General features: G+C 53.4%; 13 protein-coding genes and 1 tRNA gene. 4 read left to right on the forward strand and 10 right to left on the reverse strand.

All coding sequences use genetic code 11. The features are described 5' to 3' along the window. Positions 1 to 22 precede the first annotated feature (22 nt). The 4 genes from BQ7382_RS00555 to glgB all read right to left on the reverse strand — a co-directional run bounded on the left by BQ7382_RS00555 (position 23) and on the right by glgB (position 6,405). Complete coding sequence (locus BQ7382_RS00555; RefSeq protein ID WP_077389831.1) at positions 23 to 1,996, reverse strand: glycoside hydrolase family 13 protein; 1,974 nt, start codon at positions 1,994 to 1,996, stop codon at positions 23 to 25. Between the two features lie 66 nt (positions 1,997 to 2,062). Beyond that, entirely contained in the window at positions 2,063 to 3,190 is a 1,128-nt protein-coding gene (gene glgD, locus BQ7382_RS00560; protein WP_077389834.1) for a glucose-1-phosphate adenylyltransferase subunit GlgD, read from the reverse strand. Positions 3,191 to 3,208: 18 nt separating this feature from the next. Next, the gene (locus tag BQ7382_RS00565; protein ID WP_077389837.1) at positions 3,209 to 4,396 is read right to left on the reverse strand and encodes a glucose-1-phosphate adenylyltransferase; all 1,188 of its coding nucleotides are present in this window, start codon (positions 4,394 to 4,396) and stop codon (positions 3,209 to 3,211) included. Between the two features lie 14 nt (positions 4,397 to 4,410). After that, positions 4,411 to 6,405, reverse strand: a complete 1,995-nt coding sequence (glgB, locus tag BQ7382_RS00570) for a 1,4-alpha-glucan branching protein GlgB (protein ID WP_077389840.1) — start codon at positions 6,403 to 6,405, stop codon at positions 4,411 to 4,413. Positions 6,406 to 6,697: 292 nt separating this feature from the next. Between glgB and BQ7382_RS00575 the strand changes: the two genes are divergently transcribed. Both BQ7382_RS00575 and BQ7382_RS00580 read left to right on the forward strand, forming a co-directional pair. Further along, positions 6,698 to 8,380 (forward strand): glycogen synthase, encoded by a 1,683-nt coding sequence (locus tag BQ7382_RS00575; RefSeq protein ID WP_235847902.1) that lies wholly within the window; start codon positions 6,698 to 6,700, stop codon positions 8,378 to 8,380. A 30-nt stretch (positions 8,381 to 8,410) separates the two neighbouring features. Continuing rightward, positions 8,411 to 10,885: a glycogen/starch/alpha-glucan phosphorylase gene (locus BQ7382_RS00580; protein WP_077389844.1), complete on the forward strand. Its 2,475-nt coding sequence runs from the start codon at positions 8,411 to 8,413 to the stop codon at positions 10,883 to 10,885. Positions 10,886 to 11,017: 132 nt separating this feature from the next. Here BQ7382_RS00580 and BQ7382_RS00585 read toward each other — a convergent pair whose 3' ends face one another. From BQ7382_RS00585 to BQ7382_RS00600, 4 genes are all read right to left on the reverse strand, one after another. Next, a complete protein-coding gene (locus tag BQ7382_RS00585; RefSeq protein WP_077389846.1) occupies positions 11,018 to 11,335 on the reverse strand; it encodes a hypothetical protein in 318 nt (105 codons plus the stop codon). Positions 11,336 to 11,687: 352 nt separating this feature from the next. Further along, on the reverse strand, positions 11,688 to 13,535 hold the full coding sequence (locus BQ7382_RS00590) for an ABC transporter ATP-binding protein (protein ID WP_408633457.1): 1,848 nt from the start codon (positions 13,533 to 13,535) through the stop codon (positions 11,688 to 11,690). Between the two features lie 29 nt (positions 13,536 to 13,564). Then, entirely contained in the window at positions 13,565 to 15,889 is a 2,325-nt protein-coding gene (locus BQ7382_RS00595) for an ABC transporter ATP-binding protein (RefSeq protein ID WP_235847903.1), read from the reverse strand. Beyond that, positions 15,886 to 16,452: a MarR family winged helix-turn-helix transcriptional regulator gene (locus tag BQ7382_RS00600; RefSeq protein ID WP_144082045.1), complete on the reverse strand. Its 567-nt coding sequence runs from the start codon at positions 16,450 to 16,452 to the stop codon at positions 15,886 to 15,888. The genes BQ7382_RS00595 and BQ7382_RS00600 overlap by 4 nt, the downstream gene beginning before the upstream one ends. Positions 16,453 to 16,723: 271 nt before the next feature. Here BQ7382_RS00600 and BQ7382_RS00605 point away from each other — a divergent pair, with 271 nt between their 5' ends. After that, complete coding sequence (locus BQ7382_RS00605) at positions 16,724 to 18,505, forward strand: aminopeptidase P family protein (RefSeq protein ID WP_159437173.1); 1,782 nt, start codon at positions 16,724 to 16,726, stop codon at positions 18,503 to 18,505. A gap of 317 nt (positions 18,506 to 18,822) precedes the next feature. Here BQ7382_RS00605 and BQ7382_RS00610 read toward each other — a convergent pair whose 3' ends face one another. After that, complete coding sequence (locus tag BQ7382_RS00610; RefSeq protein WP_328587306.1) at positions 18,823 to 20,082, reverse strand: Cna B-type domain-containing protein; 1,260 nt, start codon at positions 20,080 to 20,082, stop codon at positions 18,823 to 18,825. Next, positions 19,983 to 20,486: an Ig-like domain-containing protein gene (locus tag BQ7382_RS00615; RefSeq protein ID WP_077389861.1), complete on the reverse strand. Its 504-nt coding sequence runs from the start codon at positions 20,484 to 20,486 to the stop codon at positions 19,983 to 19,985. Before BQ7382_RS00615 ends, BQ7382_RS00610 begins: the two co-directional genes overlap by 100 nt. Before the next feature lie 392 nt (positions 20,487 to 20,878). Between BQ7382_RS00615 and BQ7382_RS00620 the strand changes: the two genes are divergently transcribed. After that, positions 20,879 to 20,954 (forward strand) — tRNA-Ala (locus BQ7382_RS00620). Positions 20,955 to 21,064: the final 110 nt, after the last annotated feature.

Consider the following 21,064-nt stretch of genomic DNA (forward strand, 5'->3'; position numbering starts at 1 on the left):
TCGTACACGTTATTCTTAAAGATCATTCCTGTCCAAGTATGTCTCCAGGCGCCTCTTCCAGTATCATCAGCTCTCCCGGGAGCACGGATGTGTTGCCACACAGGACACGTCCGGTCAGCAGGTCGCACCAGCTTCCTGTGAGATGGAGCTCTTCCGCTGATCCCCCGCAGTTTGCCGCCGTGATGACAGATGCGTAACTGAAGGAGCCTCCGTCAGCGGGCATATTTCCCTTTTCCAGCCTCTCCCTGTCTCCCTCCGTAAGGAAACGCTGAAAGGCATAAAGCCCCTCTATCGCCTGTACCGTGCGGTAGCCGCCGGACCGGTACACGTAGTGCTCCCTGCGGATCATGCTGAGCCGCCTGTACCAGCCGACCAGATCCTCGTCCACATCGTTCCAAGGGAAGCAACCGCGGTTGAAGGGATCACGATAGCCCTCCATGCCGGTCTCGTCTCCGTAGTAGATGCACGGCACCCCGGGAAGGGTCATCTGAAGAGCGGAAGCGATCTTGAGAAGGCGCCTTCCCTCGCTGCGCTCGCGGGCGCTCAGTGCCGCCGACGCCATCCAGTCCATGGAAGCGTTCCCGGGCGGGATCTGCCCTGCCAGGGCCGTGATGATCCGCTGCGTGTCGTGCGTACCCAGGATGTTCATGAGGCAGCTCGTGACCTCGGGAGGGTAATTTTCCTGGAGCTGCTCCACGGTGCCGACCAGTAGGCCCGGATGACCGCCCCTCACGAAGTCTATGATACCCTGCCTGAGCGGATAATTCATCACCGAATCCAGCTTGTTCCCTTCGAAATAGTTTTTTCGCTGGCCGTAGGCCACCTTGGAGGAGGCGTCCTCCCACACTTCTCCCAGGACCAGTGCGTCGGGCTTCTCATCCTTCACGGCCTCTGTCAGCTCTTCAAGGAAGTCCACCGGCAGCTCATCTGCCACGTCCAGCCTCCATCCGGAAGCCCCGGCACGCAGCCATTTTCGTGCTACGCCATCTTCGCCGCAGATGAACCGGCGGTATCCGGGATCCTCCTTGTTCAGCTTTGGCAGCGTGTCTATGCCCCACCAGGTGTCGTAGGTGCCGTCCGGGTGGAAAAAGTACCAGTCTCTGTAGGAACTTTCCGGGTCTCCGTACGCCCCGCCGCCGAAGCGATGTTCGCGGTCGAAGTAGACCGAATCAGAACCCGTGTGGGCGAAGACGCCGTCCAGGATGACGCGCATGCCCATTCCCCCGGCCTTTTCGCAGAGCTCCCTGAAGTCATCTTCGGTGCCGAAGGACGGATCTATCTCCATGTAGTCCATGGTGTCGTACTTGTGGTTTGAATAGGCCCGGAAGATAGGGCTAAGGTAGATGCAGGTGACGCCGAGTTCCTTCAGGTAATCCAGCCGGGATATTATCCCCTGCAGGTCTCCCCCGTAAAAGTCGTTGTTCATTATCCTGCCGTTCACCGGCTTATAGTCAGGCTGCTGTCCCCAGATGTGGTGGAGGTGTCTCTCCGGGGAATTTGCAGTGGGCGCGAGCTTCAGCCTCTCCTTAAGCTCGTCGTATCCTGCTGACCTGGAAAACCTGTCCACGAAAATGTGATATATGATCCCTCCCTGGAGCCATCCCGGGATCTGATATTCCCTTTTGTAGACGGTCTGCTGCCAGCTCATGGGACTGCCCGTGATCATGCAGCCAGTACCTCCGTCACGGCCGACGTTGATGATCCCCTTCCCCGTCTCGATCTGAAAATAATACCAGTACAACCCGGTATCGTAGACAGGAAAAGACGTCTCGTACTGTATATAGCTGCCGTCCGCAGCTCCGGTACCTGCCGGATCCATCTCGTAGAGGGCAGGCTGCGTGTGGCGGTCGTACAGGAAGAAAACTCTCACGCCCAGAGGATCCAGATCGGAGTGAACGTATATCCTGAGCTCCAGGACATCTCCTGACCGGATGGCGCCCGTCGGCTTCTTGAACCTGCCGTCCCTGGAATTGAAAATAACCGATTCTTTTTTCACTTGATGCAGCTCCAATACCTGAACAGCCGGCCATGATGCCGGCTGTCACTTGCTTTTACTTTGAACTCAGACCCTTCCGTTGTATTCGAGATAGAACGGATGCGTTATGTATCCCGAAAGGCTCCTGTCGTCGTGGATCACCGAATTCCTGTCCACCACCGTGTAATTCAGGGTGCAGTTCTCCCCCACCTTGCTGTCGTGCATGATGAGGCTGTTTTCCACAACTGTACCCTTTCCGATCACAGCGCCCCTGAAGATGATGGAATTCCTCACAGTACCTTCGACTATCACTCCATCTGCGATGAGAGAATTCTCCACTACCGCGTTTTCTCCGTACCTCGTAGGAGGGCTGTCTTTGACCTTCGTCATCACAGGCCGGTCCTCGTGGGCGAATATGGAATCCCTCACGTCTTTATTCAGCAGTGCCAGGTTGCTCTTCAGGTAGCAGGATATGTCATCCATGAACAGCACTTCATCCTCTGCCTCGTATCCCATGACCCTGCCGTGCTTTATGGCAGGCATGAGAATGTCACGCCTGAAGCTGTTCTGGCCCTTTTTGATGCTGTCCTCAACACACTTGATCAGATCTGACGTCTTCATGATGTAGGCGTTCAGCCCGATCTCCAGCCCCTTGATCAGCTCGCTGGAGATCCTGCAATCCTCCACGACTCCGTTTGCGTCTACGTCAAACTCGGTGATCTCAACGCCGTCTTTCTTGTTCTGATGGTTTTTCGTGTACAGGGCCGTAATAACAGCGCCTGACTTCTGATGGAAGTCCATCATCCTGCTGAAGTCTATATTCGCCACGTAATTGCAGCTGGTCAACAGGATATACTCTTCCTCCACGGTCCTGAGCCACGGCAGGTTTGCCTGCATGGCCTCCAGCCGGTTCTCGTATACAGCCTTCACATCGTTGGAATTGAACGGAGGCAGGAAGTTTATGCCTGAATTTTTCCTGTCCAGATCCCATGGGGCGCCTGAATTCACATGTCTCACCAGGCTCAGATACTTCTGTGTGACTATCACTCCTATATTGGTTATGCTGGCGTTTGCCATGTCGGACAGGAAAAAGTCTATAACCCTGTACCGGGCTCCGAAGGGGATCCCCGCCAGAGTGCGCTTGTCCAGCATCTCCTTCAGTTCAACATCGTAGGAGTCTCCGAAGATCAGGCCAGCCATTTTGTTTTTCACCATATTCTCAACCCCCTGTCTCTAAAGTCTGTCCTCAGTGACGATCTCTCCCGGCTTTATCACGACACCGGGACCTATCTCCACATCTCTGGCGATGACCGTCAGTTCATCCTCTTTTCCTTTTTCACCGATCACAGCGCCCTTTCCGATCCTGGCGCCCCTGTCCACGATGGCGCAGTTCACGCTGCAGTCCTCCATGAGCTGGACATCGCTCATGATTATGCTGTCACTGACGGAGGCTCCCGGGTGCATGTTTATCTTGTTGAAGATCACCGAATGATAAACGGATCCGTAGATGTCGTTGCCGTCTCCGCATATGGACCTTCTGATCTGCGCTCCCGGGCCGACATACTGCGGCCTGTTGAAGGAGTGCCTGAAGAAGATCCTCCAGCCCGGGTCGTTGAGCCGGAGCTCATGGTCGTCTCCTATAGCATCCATGTTGGCATCCCAGAAAGACTTCAGCGTTCCCACATCTCTCCAGTATCCCTTGTAGAGATAAGCGAACATGCGCTGCCCGTCTTTCAGCATGGCAGGGATCACATTTTTACCGAAATCGTTGGATGAATCAAGGTCTGCCTCATCCCTTTCAAGATATCTGATAAGCTTGTCTGTCCTGAAGATGTATACCCCCATGGACGCCTGGGTGCTCCTGGGATGAGGAGGTTTTTCCTCAAATTCAAGTATTCTCCCCTTGCTGTCCGTGTTCATGATGCCGAAGCGCGGCGCCTCTTCGATGGGAACATCTATGACTGCGATGGTGCAGTCCGCGTTGTTCTCTATGTGCTCCTGCAGCATTATGGAGTAATCCATCTTGTAGATGTGATCCCCGGACAGTATGAGGACGTAGTCAGGATCATATCTCTTTATAAATCTGATGTTCTGGTAAATGGCGTTGGCGGTCCCCTTGAACCAGTCTCCACCTTTTACGGCCTGATACGGAGGAAGCACGTGGAGTCCTCCGAACTGGATGTCCAGATTCCAGGGGCCTCCCATTCCAAGATAGTCATTCAGCTCCATGGGCTGATACTGTGTCAGAACTCCCACAGTGTCTATTCCGGAGTTGACACAGTTGGACAGGGAGAAGTCGATGATTCTGTACCTGGAGCCAAAGTTCACCGCCGGCTTGGCGATGTTGGCTGTAAGTGGTGCCAGCCTGCTGCCCTGGCCTCCCGCCAGGAGCATGGCGATGCATTGTTTCTTTCTGGTCATGCTATCTGCCTTTCTCAAACGATTCTTTCAAGGATAACAGCGGACAATGCAGGGAGCTTCACCGTGATGTGCTGCTCATAGCCGTTCACAGCTCCCGGCTTCACAGGATAAAACATTTTATTTTTCTCTGAGGCAGCGGGATCTTCTTCACCGTCTGTCTCAGTATTTACGACGATCTGATAACCTCTTCCATCAGGGACTCCAATGTCGTATTCCTCAAACCCCTTTCCGGACAGGTTGAGAGCCGTAAGGACCACATCACGCCTGTCGGCGCCCTTCTCGCCCTTCTTTTTCTTCTCGTGTGACTTCTCCTTTTTCTCCTGGACCTCCCCGAGGATGCGGAAGTACGTGTAAACGTTGTCCGACGCGTTATCCGCGTCGATCCAGTTGAAACCGTTGAAGTCATCATCCGTCTTCCACAGCGCCGGAGTGTTCAGATAGTAGTGGTTGAGTACCCTGACGAACTCTCTGACGCTTCTGTGAGTCTCGTAGTCCAGGAGCATCCAGTCCAGCTCCTTCTCTTCGTTCCACTCGGTGAACTGGGCGATCTCGGTACCCATAAAGGTCAGCTTCTTTCCCGGATGAGTGTACATGTACACCAGGAAACTCTTAAGGCCCTTGAACTTGTCCTCGTATTCTCCCGGCATCTTATCCAGAAGAGACTTCTTCCCGTGGACCACCTCATCGTGAGAGACCGGAAGTATGTAGTTTTCACTATATGCATAGGTTATGGCGAAAGTCAGCTTGTTGTGGACACCCTTCCTGAAAAGGGGATCCGTCTGGAAGTAGTCCAGCACGTCGTTCATCCACCCCATGTTCCACTTGAAATTGAACCCGAGGCCTCCCACTGAAGGCGGTTTCGTGACGTTCGGCCAGGCTGTGGACTCTTCGGCGATCATGACGACGCCCTTGTGGTTGGTGAGAATGTCCTGGTTGAGGTTCTGGAAAAAGGCTATCGCCTCCTTGTTCTCCACTCCTCCCTCGTCGTTAGGCGTCCATTCACCGTCCGCTCTGTCGTAGTTCAGGTAGAGCATAGCGGCAACTGCATCAACCCTCAGTCCGTCCGCGTGGAAGCAGTCGCAGTAATAAAAGGCGTTAGAGATCAGGAAACTGACCACCTCCGGCCTGCCGAAGTCGAAGGCCCTGGTGCCCCAGCCCTTGTGCTCCATCTTCAGAGGATCCGTGTATTCGTAAAGCGGGTGCCCGTCGAAGTTGATGAGCCCGAACTCGTCTTTTGGGAAGTGGGCCGGCACCCAGTCCAGGATCACTCCTATCCCGGCCTCGTGGGCCCTGTCCACCAGGATCCTGAAGCCGTCCGCATCTCCATATCTGGATGTGACGCTGTAGTATCCTGTCACCTGATATCCCCAGGATCCATCAAAAGGATGCTCCATCACCGGGAGCAGCTCTATGTGGGTGTACCCCATGTGGTGCACATATGGGATCAGCTGATCCGCCAGCTCTTCGTATGAAAGGTAGCTCCCGTCTTCGTGGCGCCTCCAGGATCCGAGATGGACCTCGTATATGTTCATTGGAGACTCATATGGATTGCTGCTGTCTCTCTTTTCTATCCACTGCTCGTCGTGCCACTCAAAGGGCTCGCTGATGTCCCTGACCACGGAGGCCCTCATGTTGAGCTGTCCGTCCACATCTTTTTCCGAGGCGAAGCCATAAGGATCCGCCTTGTAGACGGTTTTCCCATCATCCGATGTTATGGCGAACTTGTAGAGATCTCCCAGAGCGGCATCCGGGGAAAAGAGCTCGTATATACTGCTGTCGGTCTCCAAGGTGTGCATCTTCCCTTTCTCAAGATCCCACTCATTGAAGGATCCCACGAGGGAGACCTCCACAGCCCGCGGCGCCCACACCCGGAACACGAAACCTTCTTTTCCGTCTGCTGCGGTCCTGTGGGCTCCAAAGTACTCGTAGGCCCTGTAATCTCTTCCCTTGTGGAACAGGTATCTGTGCTGGGAATTATCATCTTTCGCGATGGCCGTCTTTTTCTGCATAAATATTCGCCTCCCCGCCGCGGAATTCCTGTGAGGACTGCCAACCGATCTCGTTAATATTTGTTATGATTATAATATTCCAAACGTGAAGTCATTTCAATGAAATGGGCCGCCCTCCCGCCGATTCACGAAATCTTAACATCCCCTGTGATGTAAGCCCCCTGGAAAATGTAGTATAATCAAGGCGTTCAACAGAGCACATCACGCCGCCCGTCCGGCACGGCGGATGTAAATAAACTTTGTAAATATTTTCACCTTATCGATATACGAGATATGAGAAAGGGGAATGAATATGGCAGAGACCACGAATGAGGCAACGAAGAAAACCAGGAAAAAGGCCACCAGAAAGGGTGCGGCGTCCGAGACGAAGCCCGCTGCAGCTACAGGTACGATAAAGAAAAAGTCTTCCGGCTCCAAGTCGGCAAAGTCCGGCGCTTCGAGGGCTAAGACAAAGTCGTCGGCGGCTAAGTCAAAAACCGGAACGTCAAAGGCTTCATCAGCGTCATCCAAGGCCGCAGATCAAAAGGCTGCGGCTGCAAAAGAGGAAAAGAAAATGACAGAGCAGAAGAACAAGATCAAGGTCCTCTTCGCCACCTCAGAATGTGTTCCTTTCGCAAACACCGGAGGGCTCGGTGAGGTTTCCGGCTCCCTCCCTGAGGCTCTCGTATCCATGGGAGTGGACTGCAGAGTCATCATGCCGCTCTACGAAAAGATTCCTCAGTCCGTGAGAGACCGCATGGTCTTCATGGGCACCGCCAACGTGCCTGTGGCCTGGAGGAACCAGTACATGGGACTTTTCCAGCTGAAGCAGAACGGCGTCACATACTACTTCGTGGACAACGAATACTACTTCAAGAGAGCCGGTCTCTACGGCTATTACGACGACGGTGAGAGATTCAGCTACTTCTCGAGAGCTGTCTTCGAGGCCATGGAAGTATCCGGGTTCTATCCTCACATAATACACTGCAACGACTGGCAGACAGCCCTCATACCGGTCTTCCAGAACTCCCTCATACGCCGTGAGGATCTGAAGACCGTATTCACCATACACAACATCGAGTACCAGGGGCAGTACTCCACCGACGCCCTGGATTCCATAATCGGGCTTCCTGCCTCTGAAAACAGATTCCTGGAGTTCGGCGACAGCATCAACCTGATGAAGGGCGCCATCGAGTGTGCCAACGAGGTCACCACCGTGAGCCCTACATACGCCCAGGAGCTCAGGGATCCGGCAAAGGCCTTCGGCCTCGGGGACATCATCAACATGAACGCCCACAAGCTGAGAGGCATCACAAACGGCATAAACACCAAGCTCTACGATCCGAAGAACGATCCGTACATCGCGGCGCCTTTCGGGCCTGATGACGTGTCCGGCAAGACAGCCTGCCGCCACGCCCTCCAGTCCGCCATCGGCCTCCCTGTAAAGGATGTTCCGGTGATCACCATGATATCCAGGCTGGTAGCTCCAAAGGGCATCGATCTCGTGATGGAGATCATGGACAGCGTGCTGGCATCCAGAGATGTACAGTTCGTGGTGCTCGGCACAGGGGACAGAAATTACGAAGACTATTTCAAGGGACTGCAGGAGCGCCACCAGGATAAGGTGAGATCCCTCATCCAGTTCAACGGTCCTCTGTCCCACATGGTATACGCCGGCGGTTCCGTGATACTCGTTCCTTCCAGATCCGAGCCTTGCGGCCTGACTCAGATGATCGGCTGTAGATACGGAAACATTCCTGTGGTAAGGCAGACGGGAGGTCTGGCGGACACCATCCAGGACTGCACTCTGGGAGACGGAAGCGGTTTCGTGTTCAGCCAGTTCACGGGAGAAGACCTGCGCCAAGCTCTCACCAATGCCCTGGACCGCTGGTATGACGAAGACAACTGGAAGGCTCTCATGGTACACGACATGGGTCTTGACTTCAGCTGGGACGCTTCCGCTGAAGAGTACAAGAAGCTATACGAAGAGCTTTAGAATCATCCTAGAAGAAAGGGTATCTCGATAATGGAGAAAAAAGCAGCAAACAAATACAACGATCCTTCGTATTTCAGAGGCCAGGTGGAGACATATCTCACAAACATTCTTCACACGGACCTGAAGAACGCTACGCCTGCCAACATGTATCAGGCTATCGCTCAGCTCATCAACAGAGAGCTGGGAGAAATGCGCCTGGCCTATAACGACAAGCGCAAATCCGTCCAGAAGTCCACTGACAAGACAAAGAAAGTCTATTATATCTGCATGGAGTTCCTCATGGGCCAGTCCCTGAAGAACAACCTCTACAACCTCGGACAGCAGGCCATGGCCGAGGATCTGCTCCGGGAGATCCACATGGATCCTCAGGTCCTCTACGATCAGGAGCCGGACGCCGGCCTTGGCAACGGAGGCCTGGGGAGACTGGCGGCCTGCTTCATGGACGCCCTCACCACCCAGGGCTACGATGCCACCGGATACTCCCTGTGCTACGAATACGGCCTTTTCCGGCAGAAGATCGTAGACGGCTGGCAGGTTGAATTCCCGGACAACTGGCTCCCTGGCGGGAGAGTATGGCTGAATCCAAGGGAAGAAGACACCTTTGAAGTGAATTTCTACGGTGACTACCACGAATACTGGGAGAACGGCCAGCTGAAATACACCCTGACCGACCCTCAGACCGTGGAAGCCGTGCCTTACGACCTCTTCATCTCCGGTTCCGGCACCACCGCAGTGAACAAGCTGCGCCTCTGGTCCGCCAGGAGCTCCGGCAGCTTCGACATGAACGCCTTCAACAGCGGCGACTTCACGAAGGCCGCCCAGCGGACCAACAGTGCTGAGATGATCACCAAGGTCCTCTACCCTGCAGACAACATTCCGGAAGGCAAGGAGCTCCGGCTGAAGCAGCAATACCTCATGGTCTCCGCTTCCTGCCAGAACATCGTGAGAGATCAGCTCCACCTTTACGGCACCCTGGACAACTTCCACAAGAAGACGGCCATCCACATCAACGACACCCACCCGGCCCTCGTGGTGCCTGAGCTCATGAGGATCTTCATGGACGATTACGGCATGGGCTGGGAAAAGGCCTGGGAGATCGTCTCCAACACCGTTTCCTACACGAATCACACCGTGCTGGCAGAGGCCCTGGAAAAGTGGAATTCCAGTCTCGTACAGTCCATGATGCCGAGGATCTACGGCATACTCCAGGAGATCGACAGGCGGTTCAGGATACAGGCCTTCAGCAGGTTCCCGGGAGATTCGGGAAAAGTTGATTACATGGCTGTGCTCCAGGATCGCGAAGTGCGCATGGCAAACTTGTCCGTGATCGGCTCCCACAAGGTGAACGGCGTTTCGAAGCTCCACTCCCAGATACTGAAGGACGACGTCTTCCACGACTTCTATCTGGCGACCCCGGAAAAATTCACCAACGTCACCAACGGCATCGCCTACAGGCGCTGGCTCTGCCAGGCGAACCCCGAGCTGGCGTCCCTGCTGGACGACTGCATAGGAAGCGCTTACAGGCTGGATTCCTCTCAGCTCAAGCTCTTTGCCGCGTACAGGTCGGACGTGGGAGTCCAGGAAGAGGTGGAAAAGATAAAGAGGAACAACAAGGTCCGCCTGTCCAACTTCATCGGGCAACAGTGGGGATCCGCCCCTGACCCGGATTCCATTTTCATAGTACAGGCAAAGCGCCTCCACGAGTACAAGAGGCAGCTTCTGAACGTGCTCAGGATCATCTCCAGGTATCAGGCCATCAAGGCCGACCCGAATATAGATATGCGCCCTGAGACCTATATTTTCGGAGCTAAGGCGGCCCCTTCCTACTACCACGCCAAGTTCATCATCCAGCTCATAAACAAGCTGGCGGACGAGATCAACAGCGACCCGGCGGTCTCCGACAAGCTGCGTGTTGTCTTCCTTGAAAACTACAGCGTCTCCATTGCGGAGAAGCTCATGCCGGCCACCGAGGTCTCCGAGCAGATCTCCCTCGCCGGAAAGGAAGCCAGCGGTACCGGCAACATGAAGATGATGATCAACGGCGGCATCACCATAGGTACCCTCGACGGAGCTAACGTGGAGATCAGAGAAGCCGTGGGTCCTGACAACATCTTCATCTTCGGCATGACCGCAGACGAGGTCAGAGATTGCCTGCACCGCGGCTACGACTCATCGAAGATCTACAGCTCCGATCCGGTCCTCAAGGCCGCTGTAGACAGCCTCGACAGGGGATTCGGCGGCGTGTCCTTCAGCAACATAAAGGAATACCTGCTGAAGCCTACATATAGCATTGCCGACCCGTACATGTGCCTCATGGACTTCAAGGACTACTGCAGGGCCCACGACGAGCTGGCTGCAGCATATGAAGACAGGCAGCGCTGGAATTCCATGTCCATCGAAAACATCGCCTACGCGGACAGGTTCTCCGCGGACAGAAGCATCAGGAACTATGCGGACATGATATGGGACACCAGGCCCGTGCTTCCGAACCCCTCGATGAAATAAGGCCGGAAGCGTTTGCGGCATATTGTAAAAAAACATCTCACGATACGCGCACGTATGCGAATATCGTGAGATGTTTTTGTCTGTCGATGGATCTCTGCGGCTCCCCTGATACCACCAGATCCGGGAGACGAGCTACTCGTCGTCCTCTTCGAAGAAAGCTCTGGACAGGGATCCGGGAAGTTTTCCAGCAGCCTCATCTTCGGCCAGGATGCTCCTTATGGCCTTTCTCAGATCATCCCTGGAAGCTGTTCCCTCGCCGGACGCGGCTCCGTCGCCACTTACCGACGTGTCAAAAGGCAGCTTCTGATTGTCAACACACTTCTTCATGAACATCTGGACAAGCGTCTTCCGGTCGGCCCCCATATTCCTTGCAAATTCGTCAAACTGATTGACCAGGTCGCGAGGCAGCCGCATCGTTACAGCTGTTGTCTCCTTTCCTCTTGCACCCATAAATACACCTCCAAGTCTCAATCCTTTTCGCTATAATACCCCTTGACTGTTAAAATTTGATATGCATATTGCAAAAAAATGCACATTTCCGTCACATATGGCGCTGTTTTTTCCCGGTAATTATATCACATACCAAATATGTATTCAGTTTATTAATATTTATGCACGCTTTATTCGCCGAAATTTGATTGTGGTAAAGTGGACCTCATCCGACAAATTGCGTGATTTTACGAGTCTTGTGTATTTATTCACATGCAATTAAGTCCAGTTGAAATTTTGCCTTATGATTTCCTGAAGATCTTTTGCAAAGCAATTTACAAAGCAGCGCACTCTTTTACAGATCGCCTCCCGATCATGACGCCTCCTCCACGTCATCGAACTGCGAGTTGTAGAGGTCTGCATAAAAACCACCCTTTTCAAGAAGCTCATCGTGAGTCCCCTGCTCCACGATGTCGCCGTGGTTCATTACAAGGATGGTGTCAGCATTCTTGATAGTTGACAGTCGGTGGGCGATGACGAACGAGGTCCGACCCTTCATGAGCCTGTCCATGGCCTCCTGGATCCTCTCCTCGGTCATGGTGTCCACAGAGGATGTGGCCTCGTCCAGTATCAGCACCTTCCTGTCCGCCAGCATTGCCCTTGCAATGGTCAGGAGCTGGCGCTGTCCCTCGGATATATTGGACGCATCCTCGGTAAGCTCCATGTTATAGCCTCCCGGAAGGGTCTTGATGAACCTGTGTGCTCTGGCCGCCTTTGCCGCCGCAATGACCTCCTCATCGGTGGCGTCCGGCCTGCCGTATCTGATGTTTTCCATGATGGTCCCCTGGAAAAGCCATGTGTCCTGCAGCACCATGGCGAAGTTAGACCGGAGATCGTGCCGCGTGTAGTCACGAATGTCGTGACCGTCCAGAGTTATGGCTCCCCTGTTCACATCGTAGAACCTCATGAGGAGCTTCACCATGGTGGTCTTGCCCGCTCCGGTCGGCCCGACGATGGCCACCTTCTGTCCCGGCCTTGCCACAGCGCTGAAGTCCTTGATGACCATTTCGTTTTCATTGTATCCGAAAGCGACATGATCGAATTCCACTTTTCCCCTGATATTCTCTTCTTTTACAGGGCTGGTACTCTCCGGCACCTCCTCTTCCTCTCTCAGGAAGGCGAATACCCTCTCCGCAGCTGCAGCCATGGACTGCACCTGGTTCATCACCATGGCGATGGTCTGGAGCGGCTGAGTCAGGTTCTTTACGTATTGAATGAAGGCCTGGATATCTCCGATGCCGATGACGCCCCTGATGGCGAGTATGCCTCCCGAGATGGCCACTCCGGCATATCCCAGGTTGCTCACGAATATCATCACCGGCTGCATGACTCCGGTCAGGAACTGGGACTTCCATGCCGACTGAAACAGCACGTCATTTGCCTTGTTGAATTCCTCAAGTGTCTGGTCTTCCCTGTTATAAGCCTTGATGACCTGCTGACCGGCGAAGCTCTCCTCCACCTGTCCGTTTATCACTCCAAGATAGTCCTGCTGCTGTTTGAAGTATTTCTGGGAAAATTTCACTATCACCGCGATGAGTGCGGTGGACAGCGGTATCATGATCAGCGCTATGAGTGTCATCAGCGGCGAAATGGTCAGCATCATCACCACTATGCCCACCAGAGTCGCAACTGATGTTATGACCGAAGTGATGCTCTGGTTCAGCCCCGTTCCAAGGGTGTCCACATCGTTGGTGATCCTCGACAGGACCTCTCCGTACGGCTGCTTCTCGAAATACTTTACCGGCATGCGGTCGATCTTCTCTGAGATCTCACGCCTCAGGTTGTAGACCACCTTCTGGGACACATCCGTCATGATCCAGCCCTGAATGAAGTTACACAGGGCACTGAACAGATACAATCCAAGGGTGAACAGAAGGATCTTACCGATCTTGTCGAAGTCGATGGATCCAGTTCCCTGTATCTTTCTCATCAGACCTTCCGCCAGCTCCGTGGTGGCATGTCCCATTATCTTCGGTCCTGCTACCTGGAATACCGTGGCCGCAGCGGCAAATATGATGACCACGAAGACCGCGATTTTATATTTTCCCATGTAATTCAGGATATCCTTCAGAGACTTCCTGAAGTTCTTCGGCTTTTCTGCGCCCACGAAGCCCCCTCCGTGAGGGCCGCCGGCCGGAGGTCTGCGGCGGTTATGGCTCATTCTTTTTTCATTTTCTCTGTTCTCTGCCATTACGCCCTCCCTTCTAACTCGAGGCTGGAAAGCTGAGATTCAGCGATCTGCCTGTACTCTTCGCAATTCTTCATGAGTTCCTCGTGGGTGCCCTTGCCAACGATCTCCCCGTCGTCCAGCACGATTATCTGCTCAGCGTGGAGAATGGTACCAACTCTCTGTGCGACAATGATCTTGGTGGCATCCTTTTCCTGTTTATCAAGGGCCTTCCTGAGCTGTGCATCGGTCTTCATGTCCAGTGCGGAGAAACTGTCGTCAAACACCATTATCTTCGGCGCCTTGACGATAGCCCTCGCGATGGAAAGACGCTGCTTCTGACCGCCGGAAACGTTGGAGCCGCCCTGGGCGATGAAGCTTTCAAAGCCATCTTCTTTTTCCCCAATGAACTCCGTGGCCTGGGCGGTCTCTGCCGCCTCTCTGATCACGTCATCGGAGGCCTCGTCGTTGCCGAATCTCAGGTTGGAAGCGATCGTCCCGGAGAAGAGGATCCCCTTCTGCTGGACGAAGCCGATGTTCTCTCTCAGGGACTTCATTGAAACGTCTCTTATGTCCTGTCCGTCGATGGTGATGGCTCCTCCCGTCACATCGTAAAATCTCGGCAGGAGGCTCACCAGCGTGCTCTTCCCACACCCGGTACTTCCGATAATAGCCGTGGTCTCGCCCGGCTTTGCCGTGAAGTTTATGTCCGTGAGGATGTTCTCATCTGCATCCGGATACCTGAAGTCCACGTGTGAGAATGTCACCTCTCCACTGGAAACATCCAGTGTGCCTGCATCCTCTCTGTCCAGTATGGTCGGCTCCGTTGTGATGACCTCCTGTATCCTGTCGGCAGCTACGCCAGCCCTCGGCAGGATTATGGACATCACGGTGAGTATCATGAAGGACATGACGATTATCATCGAATATGTGATGAACGCCGTCATGGCTCCTACTTGCAGATCTCCGGAGTCGATCCTGTGGGCGGCCACCCAGGTTATGATGACCGTGAGGCCGTACATTATGAGAGTCATGATCGGACTCATGAACGTCATCACCCTGTTGGTGAAGAGCTGGGTCTTCTTGAGTTCCTGGTTGGCCCTGTCGAATTTTTTCTCCTCGACATCTTCTCTTCCAAAAGCCCTTATCACCTGAAGCCCCGTCAGTATCTCTCTGGACACTCCGTTCAGCTTGTCCACCAGCTTCTGCATTATCTTGAACTTAGGCAGAGCGACGGCCATCAGGATCAGCACCACGGTCATGATGGTAAGAACGCCACCTACGATCACCATGTTCATTTGAGCCTTCGTCTGTGCCACCTTTACTATGCCCCATACAGCCAGTATCGGAGCGTACAGCACCATGCGTAGCATCATTGTGGACACCATCTGGACCTGCTGAACGTCGTTGCTGGCCCTGGTGATGAGAGATGACGTCTGGAATTTGGACATCTCCGCGCTGGAAAATTTCATGACCCTTGAGAAAACCTTGCTCCGCAGGTCACGTCCGATGTTCGCGCCGACTCTCGAGGCGAAGAGTGCCACGATCACAGATACGACCAGCATCAGTCCGGCCATGAGGAACATGCGGCCGCCGCACCTCCACAGGTAGTCCATCTGCACCTTGTCGAGATCGACCCCGGCTTTTTTGCTGCAATCTGAAGCATAAGCTATCCCCATGGACTTAAGAGTCTCGTCTCCGATCTTGGAGATGACCTTGTTGTTCTGATCCTTCATCTGCTGGATGGCATTGTCGTCCATAGCTCCGGATGCTATCAGGCTCTGTACTGCGGGCCTGGCGTCGACGTAGGTCTTGACCTTGCCGTTCTCGTCCTTTGCCTTAAAGGTCTTTATGTTCATGTTCGGCAGGGCCTTGATCTGATCTATGGTCATACCCTGGATCTGTGATACCATCTGTGCGGTCGCCGGATTCTTGCTCATGGACTGTACAAGGATCTTCTTGTACTGCGACACCGACATGTGACCCAGTTCATATGTGAGGACTATCGGTGTGAGCAGCTCGTCATCCAGGCTGTCCAGCTTTTCCTCTGAAAGGTCTTTTATCTGGTAGACAGTCTTGCCCTTCACCGTCTTGTCTGTCTTTCTGTAGGCATTCTGCCAGTCTGACTTCTGCCCGTCGTCCATGAAGATCTGGGCTGACTCGTATTCGTCCTCAAGTATCTTCTCCGGCAGGAGGTGCTCTATTCCCTTGTTCTGGATACCTGTGTCGATGATGTCCGAGGTGTACTGAGGCATGGACATGTCCGCCCAGGCCTGGACTATCAGCAGGACAAGCATAACCAGGACGAATCCCTTGTAGGGCTTCATGTTTCTGATAAGATTTCTCAAACTCTCTTCCTCCTGATCTCCAGCTCTTCAGCAGCTGAATCCTTCATCTTGGTGAGGAGCCGTATGAGCTCCTCCTGTTCTTCTTCTGTGAATGCGGCAAATACCGCCTCTATGTAATCGTCGATCTCCCGCGTATCCCGGGCGACCATTTTCCGTCCTTCATCTGTGAGCTGTACGATTGTCTGGCGCCTGTCGGCGCTGTCGGTGTGGCGCGTTATGAGGCCTTTTGCCTCGAGCTCCCTCAGCGCCCTGGATATCGCAGGCATGTGCATCCTGGTCACGAGCACCAGATCGGACACCCTGACATCTCTCGTGCCTTCTCCCGGACAGCCGCTCACGTTCATATAAGCGTCACGGCATTTTTCCATGATCTCGTCAGGGTCTTCCCTGTGACGCATCTCTCTGTGGATGTCCTTCCACTGAGGGAGATCTGTTCTGCTGCACCTGTCTATGGCGTGCATCACCGTCTGCTCCGGCCGGTTCAGATCCGGGATAATGCTCCAGATGTCGAGGTGCTTGACATCGTCTATTATCCTCATAAGCCGCTTGTGATACTGATTCAATTTGCCCTCCGTAAATATTGTCTTGCAAAATATTTAATTTTGTTAATTATTTTGTGCTGTTAAATATTAATCTCATTAAATGCTTATGTCAACAGTATCTGTCATGTCCATATAAAAGTGCATGGTAACATGGGCTTGCCCGCACCTTCTCTTCCTTTACTGTTAAGGATTCTGTGCTATAATTTAGCAGTACTGATAAGACTCTGCTAACCGGCAGGGTCGGGTATTTTACATCTTGTTGATTTACAATGCATTATGCAGAGGTATGAACATGAAGAAAGAAGTAGTTGAGCTTCGCAAGAAGATGGCGGAAAACGGGATAGACGTGTATTACGTTCCATCCGGCGACTTCCACAGCTCGGAATATGTAAACGATTATTTCAAGGCACGTGAGTTCATGAGCGGCCTGACCGGAGAGTCAGGAGAACTCATCGTAGATGACGAGGGCGCTTATCTTTGGACTGACGGAAGGTATTTTCTCCAGGCAGAGACTCAGCTGGCAGGGTCTGAGATCCAGCTCATGAGAATGGCTGAGCCGGGCGTTCCTACAGTTGACGAATTCCTGATCGACCTGGCCAAGAAGAAACCTGGATTCGTTCTGGGATTCGACGGAAGAGTCCTCTCGGCAGCTGCCGGCAAGGCCATCGAGGATGAGCTGACAGAGCTGGGTGCTTCCATCAAGTCCGACAAGGATCTGGTCGGAGAGATCTGGGCAGACAGACCTGCCATCGTTCCGAGCAAGCTCTGGGATTTCCCTATCGAGAGCGCAGGAAAGAGCACTGAAGAGAAGCTGGCCGACGTAAGGGCGGAGATGGAAAAGAAGGGTGCCGACTACCTGCTGGTCACCGACCTCATGGAAACAGCCTGGACGCTGAACCTGAGAGGTGCTGACGTTGCATACACTCCTGTATTCTTCTCCTTCATGCTCATCGGCAAGGATAAGGAAGACGTAAGGCTGTTCCTCATGGACGGCGCTCTTGACGAGCTTCCTGGAAAGAAGCTGCCTGACAGGCTGAGCTACGTGAAAGTAGAGCCATACGGTGACATCTACAAGGCTGTAGGTGAACTGCCTGAGGACAGCAAGCTGTGGCTGAACACAGCCTCCGCAAACTACACACTGTACAACAGCGTTTCCGGAAACGTGGACATCATCGATGACTCCACTCCTCAGGAGACCATGAAGATCATCAAGAACGAGACCGAGATCAGGAGCACCATCGGCGCCCACATCAGAGATGCCTGCGCTATGGTGAAGTTCATCAAGTGGGTGAAGGAAGCCGTAAAGACTCAGCCTCTCACAGAGATCAAGGCTGCAGATTACCTCGAGGCCTGCAGAAGAGAACAGGGCGCATTTGACCTGTCCTTCGAGACCATCGCCGGATACAACGAGAACGGCGCGATCATCCACTACGCCCCTACTCCTGAGACGGACAAGGCACTGGCCCCAGAGGGATTCCTCCTCATGGATTCCGGCGGGCAGTACATGGACGGAACGACCGACATCACGAGGACCATCGCTCTCGGCGAGATCACTCCTGAGATGAAGCGCATCTACACTCTGGTTCTGAAGTCCCACATCGCAATGGCAACGGCCAAGCTGACACCTGATATGACAGGTATCCAGCTCGACTCCATCGCCCGTCAGCCGCTGAGAAATGTCGGCATGGACTTCAAGCACGGCCTGAGCCACGGCATCGGTCACGTTTCCTGCGTACATGAGGGACCTAACGTGCTGAGAAGAGTTCCTACTCCGATCGACATCGAGCCTGGCATGATCATGTCCGATGAGCCAGGAATGTACCTGGATGGCAAGTTTGGCGTCAGGATAGAGAACGAAGTCCTCTTCGAAAACGATGAGAACGGCTTCATCGTAAACGAGCCTATCACGTTCGTTCCTTACGAGAGAGAGGCCATCGACCCTGATCTGCTCACAGCAGAGGAGATCGCATGGGTCAACGCTTACAACCAGCTGGTAAGAGACAGCATCCTGGACAAGCTTGACGACGAGCTGGCTGAGTTCGTAAAGAAGGAGACAGAGCCTCTGGAGAAGTAGTTCCAGACAAGAGGATACAGAGTTCCCGGTACGACAAGTGCCTGGAAACCGTATTCGATAACATAAGAGCGTCGCAAGATGCGGCGCTCTTTTTTTGGTCGAGTTGCGCAGCAGTCCCGGCCATGCCGCCATGCCCCGCGAAAAGAAAAGGCCGGCAGACGCACCTTCCGCAAACTGCTGCGGACGATGCCGGCCGGCTTTTTCCGTATGTCGATATGTCAGGTAAGTCTGATATATTCAGAAAGAGCCATCCGCTGCAGATGCGGCGGATGAGAATGCATCGACGAGAAACGTGCCTGGAGACACACGATGACACATTATTTATGGGATGAGGTCCTCCTTCTGAGGATGAATACCGCGGCCACGGAAGCCACCAGCAGTCCGCCGTAGAGCAGCACGTTACTGCCGTCTCCTGTCTGAGGTTTTACAGGGACCTCTTCCCTGGTGTTGGTGATCACGAAACCATCTTCCGCACCGCCGGAGATCTCAGACCTGTAGCCAGGCACCGGTTCCTCTTTTACTGTATACTCGATATTCCTGCCGTCCTTGTACTTGTTCAGGTTCGTGAAGGTGTACTTCCAGCCGTTCTCCACGGACAGCTTCTGTGACCTCACCTTCACTCCGTCGGCATACAGGTCTACCTGAACGCTGCCTCCCGTTCCGCCCTTCCACTTCTTGGTGACGGATACCGATGTCTTCACCGGAACGTCTTTTACGGTCTGTATCACAGCATCCCCGTCCTTCACTTTGACTGTGATCTTGTCGTTGTTAAGCTGGAAGCCGAAAGGAGCCTTTCCCTCCTGGATCGTATAGGTACCGGCGGGAAGCTTTTCGGTCACCGCCTCGCCGTTGGCGTTGGTGATTATCGTGTACTCTTTTCCGTCAGTTGCGCTGGTGATCTTGAATTTTGCGTCCGCCAGCCTTGTCTCCGTATTTTCAGAGTCCACCTTGATGACCTTGATCTTGTTGGCCAGGTCCCCCGCGCCGGAACCGCCGGACTGGGCGGCTTTGTGGGTGGCCACGTATTCCTTGGTCTTCTCAGTGGACGTGAGCTTCAGAGAATTCTTCAGAGTCGTCCCCGATGTGTAAGTTGTCTCATAGTAGATCTTGAACTGCTCTCCGTTCAGGTCTCCAAGATCCAGAGTGAATGAGCTTCCGTCCTGAGAGAAGGTCAGGATATTGCTGAGATCCAGCTTTTTTATTTCCTTCGAAATGTTGCCTTTGGAGTCATATACGACCTGGCGGACCTGAAAGCTGTCCTGGATGTAGGTCTCTCCAGAATCACCCAGCGTGTCCGTGATCACCACGTTGTGTAAAGTGGCACCAGTATGATTGATCCTGCCGGCCCAGGCGGCCCTGTCAGGCTTGCCCTGCACGGACATCCCCCACTTATTCAGATATTCGTCGTGGATGTCGCTCTGGCCGATGATCCCGATCTCCGTGGAGGTATTGCTTCCCGTAACGTTACCGTTGACGGTTATGGAAAAGTGTTCTGTTCGTTCTGCGTGATCTTTGTGGTGTTGAATCTGGCGGCGAGGTACATGTCGCCCTTTACATTGAATTTGTTTTCCACCCAGTCGGTGAAGGTCACCTTCACGGTGCCTCCCCCGTCGTTCTTCGGAGTGACGTGGGCCTTGGCGAGCACGCTCGTTCCATCCGGTGCGTATAGGTTGAAATCAACAGCTGCGGAATCAGACGGGAATATCATCTGGTCAGGCAGAGTCACCTCGAAATAGTCTCCCTGATGGAGATTTGCCCCATTGCCGCTGGCATCCCAGTCCATCTTCAGATAAAAGGAATCGGTGAAAAACACCTTGTTCGCCTCTTCCTTCTGCCAGTTCAGGATCTTGAACTGAGTTATCTTCGTATCCACCTGCTTTGCGGATCCTTCGGCAAAAACAGCCGTCGCCGCCCCCTGGGACATTATGCTGACGGCCATAACAAGCGCGAGCAGCACCCCGAACCAACTCTTCTTCTTCATAGATATCTTCCTTTCAACGATATGGTTCTTGGAAAGGAGCTGCACGGTTTATGAAGTTGAATTATTTTGTCGCTATTCAGCCGCTCCCGGAATTATTTTAGGTATTATATCAGATTTTTGATTTCATTTCTAATCTTCGATGAATATTTATTGCATTCTTAAGGAATGCAGGACGGCATCAAAAAAGGGAGGCCTTAGCCCCCCTCACGAAGTCCTCCGCCAGTAGCGGACACTTCCTTGATTTATTTTTCTTCCTGCATCCTCTGTTTCAGGATCAGCTTCTCGTAACGCGTCTTCGCATCGGAAAGCGTCTTCGCGAACATCGCCTCCGCAAATTTAACATTTTATTTGCATATCTCACCAAAATGTGGTATCATTTATATGTTCGTTCTGGGGCGTTAGCTCAGCTGGGAGAGCGCAAGGTTCGCAATCTTGAGGTCAGGGGTTCGATCCCCCTACGCTCCACCAGATGAAATGAGAAAAGCCGCTGAGATCAACAGAGATGTTGAGATCGGCGGCTTTTTTAGTGCCTTTGCTAGTCTCATTGACCGTCATAAACGGTCAAAAATATGCCACAT

It is taken from the genome of Mobilibacterium timonense (assembly GCF_900155555.1).
Classification (GTDB): domain Bacteria; phylum Bacillota; class Clostridia; order Peptostreptococcales; family Anaerovoracaceae; genus Allobaileyella; species Allobaileyella timonense.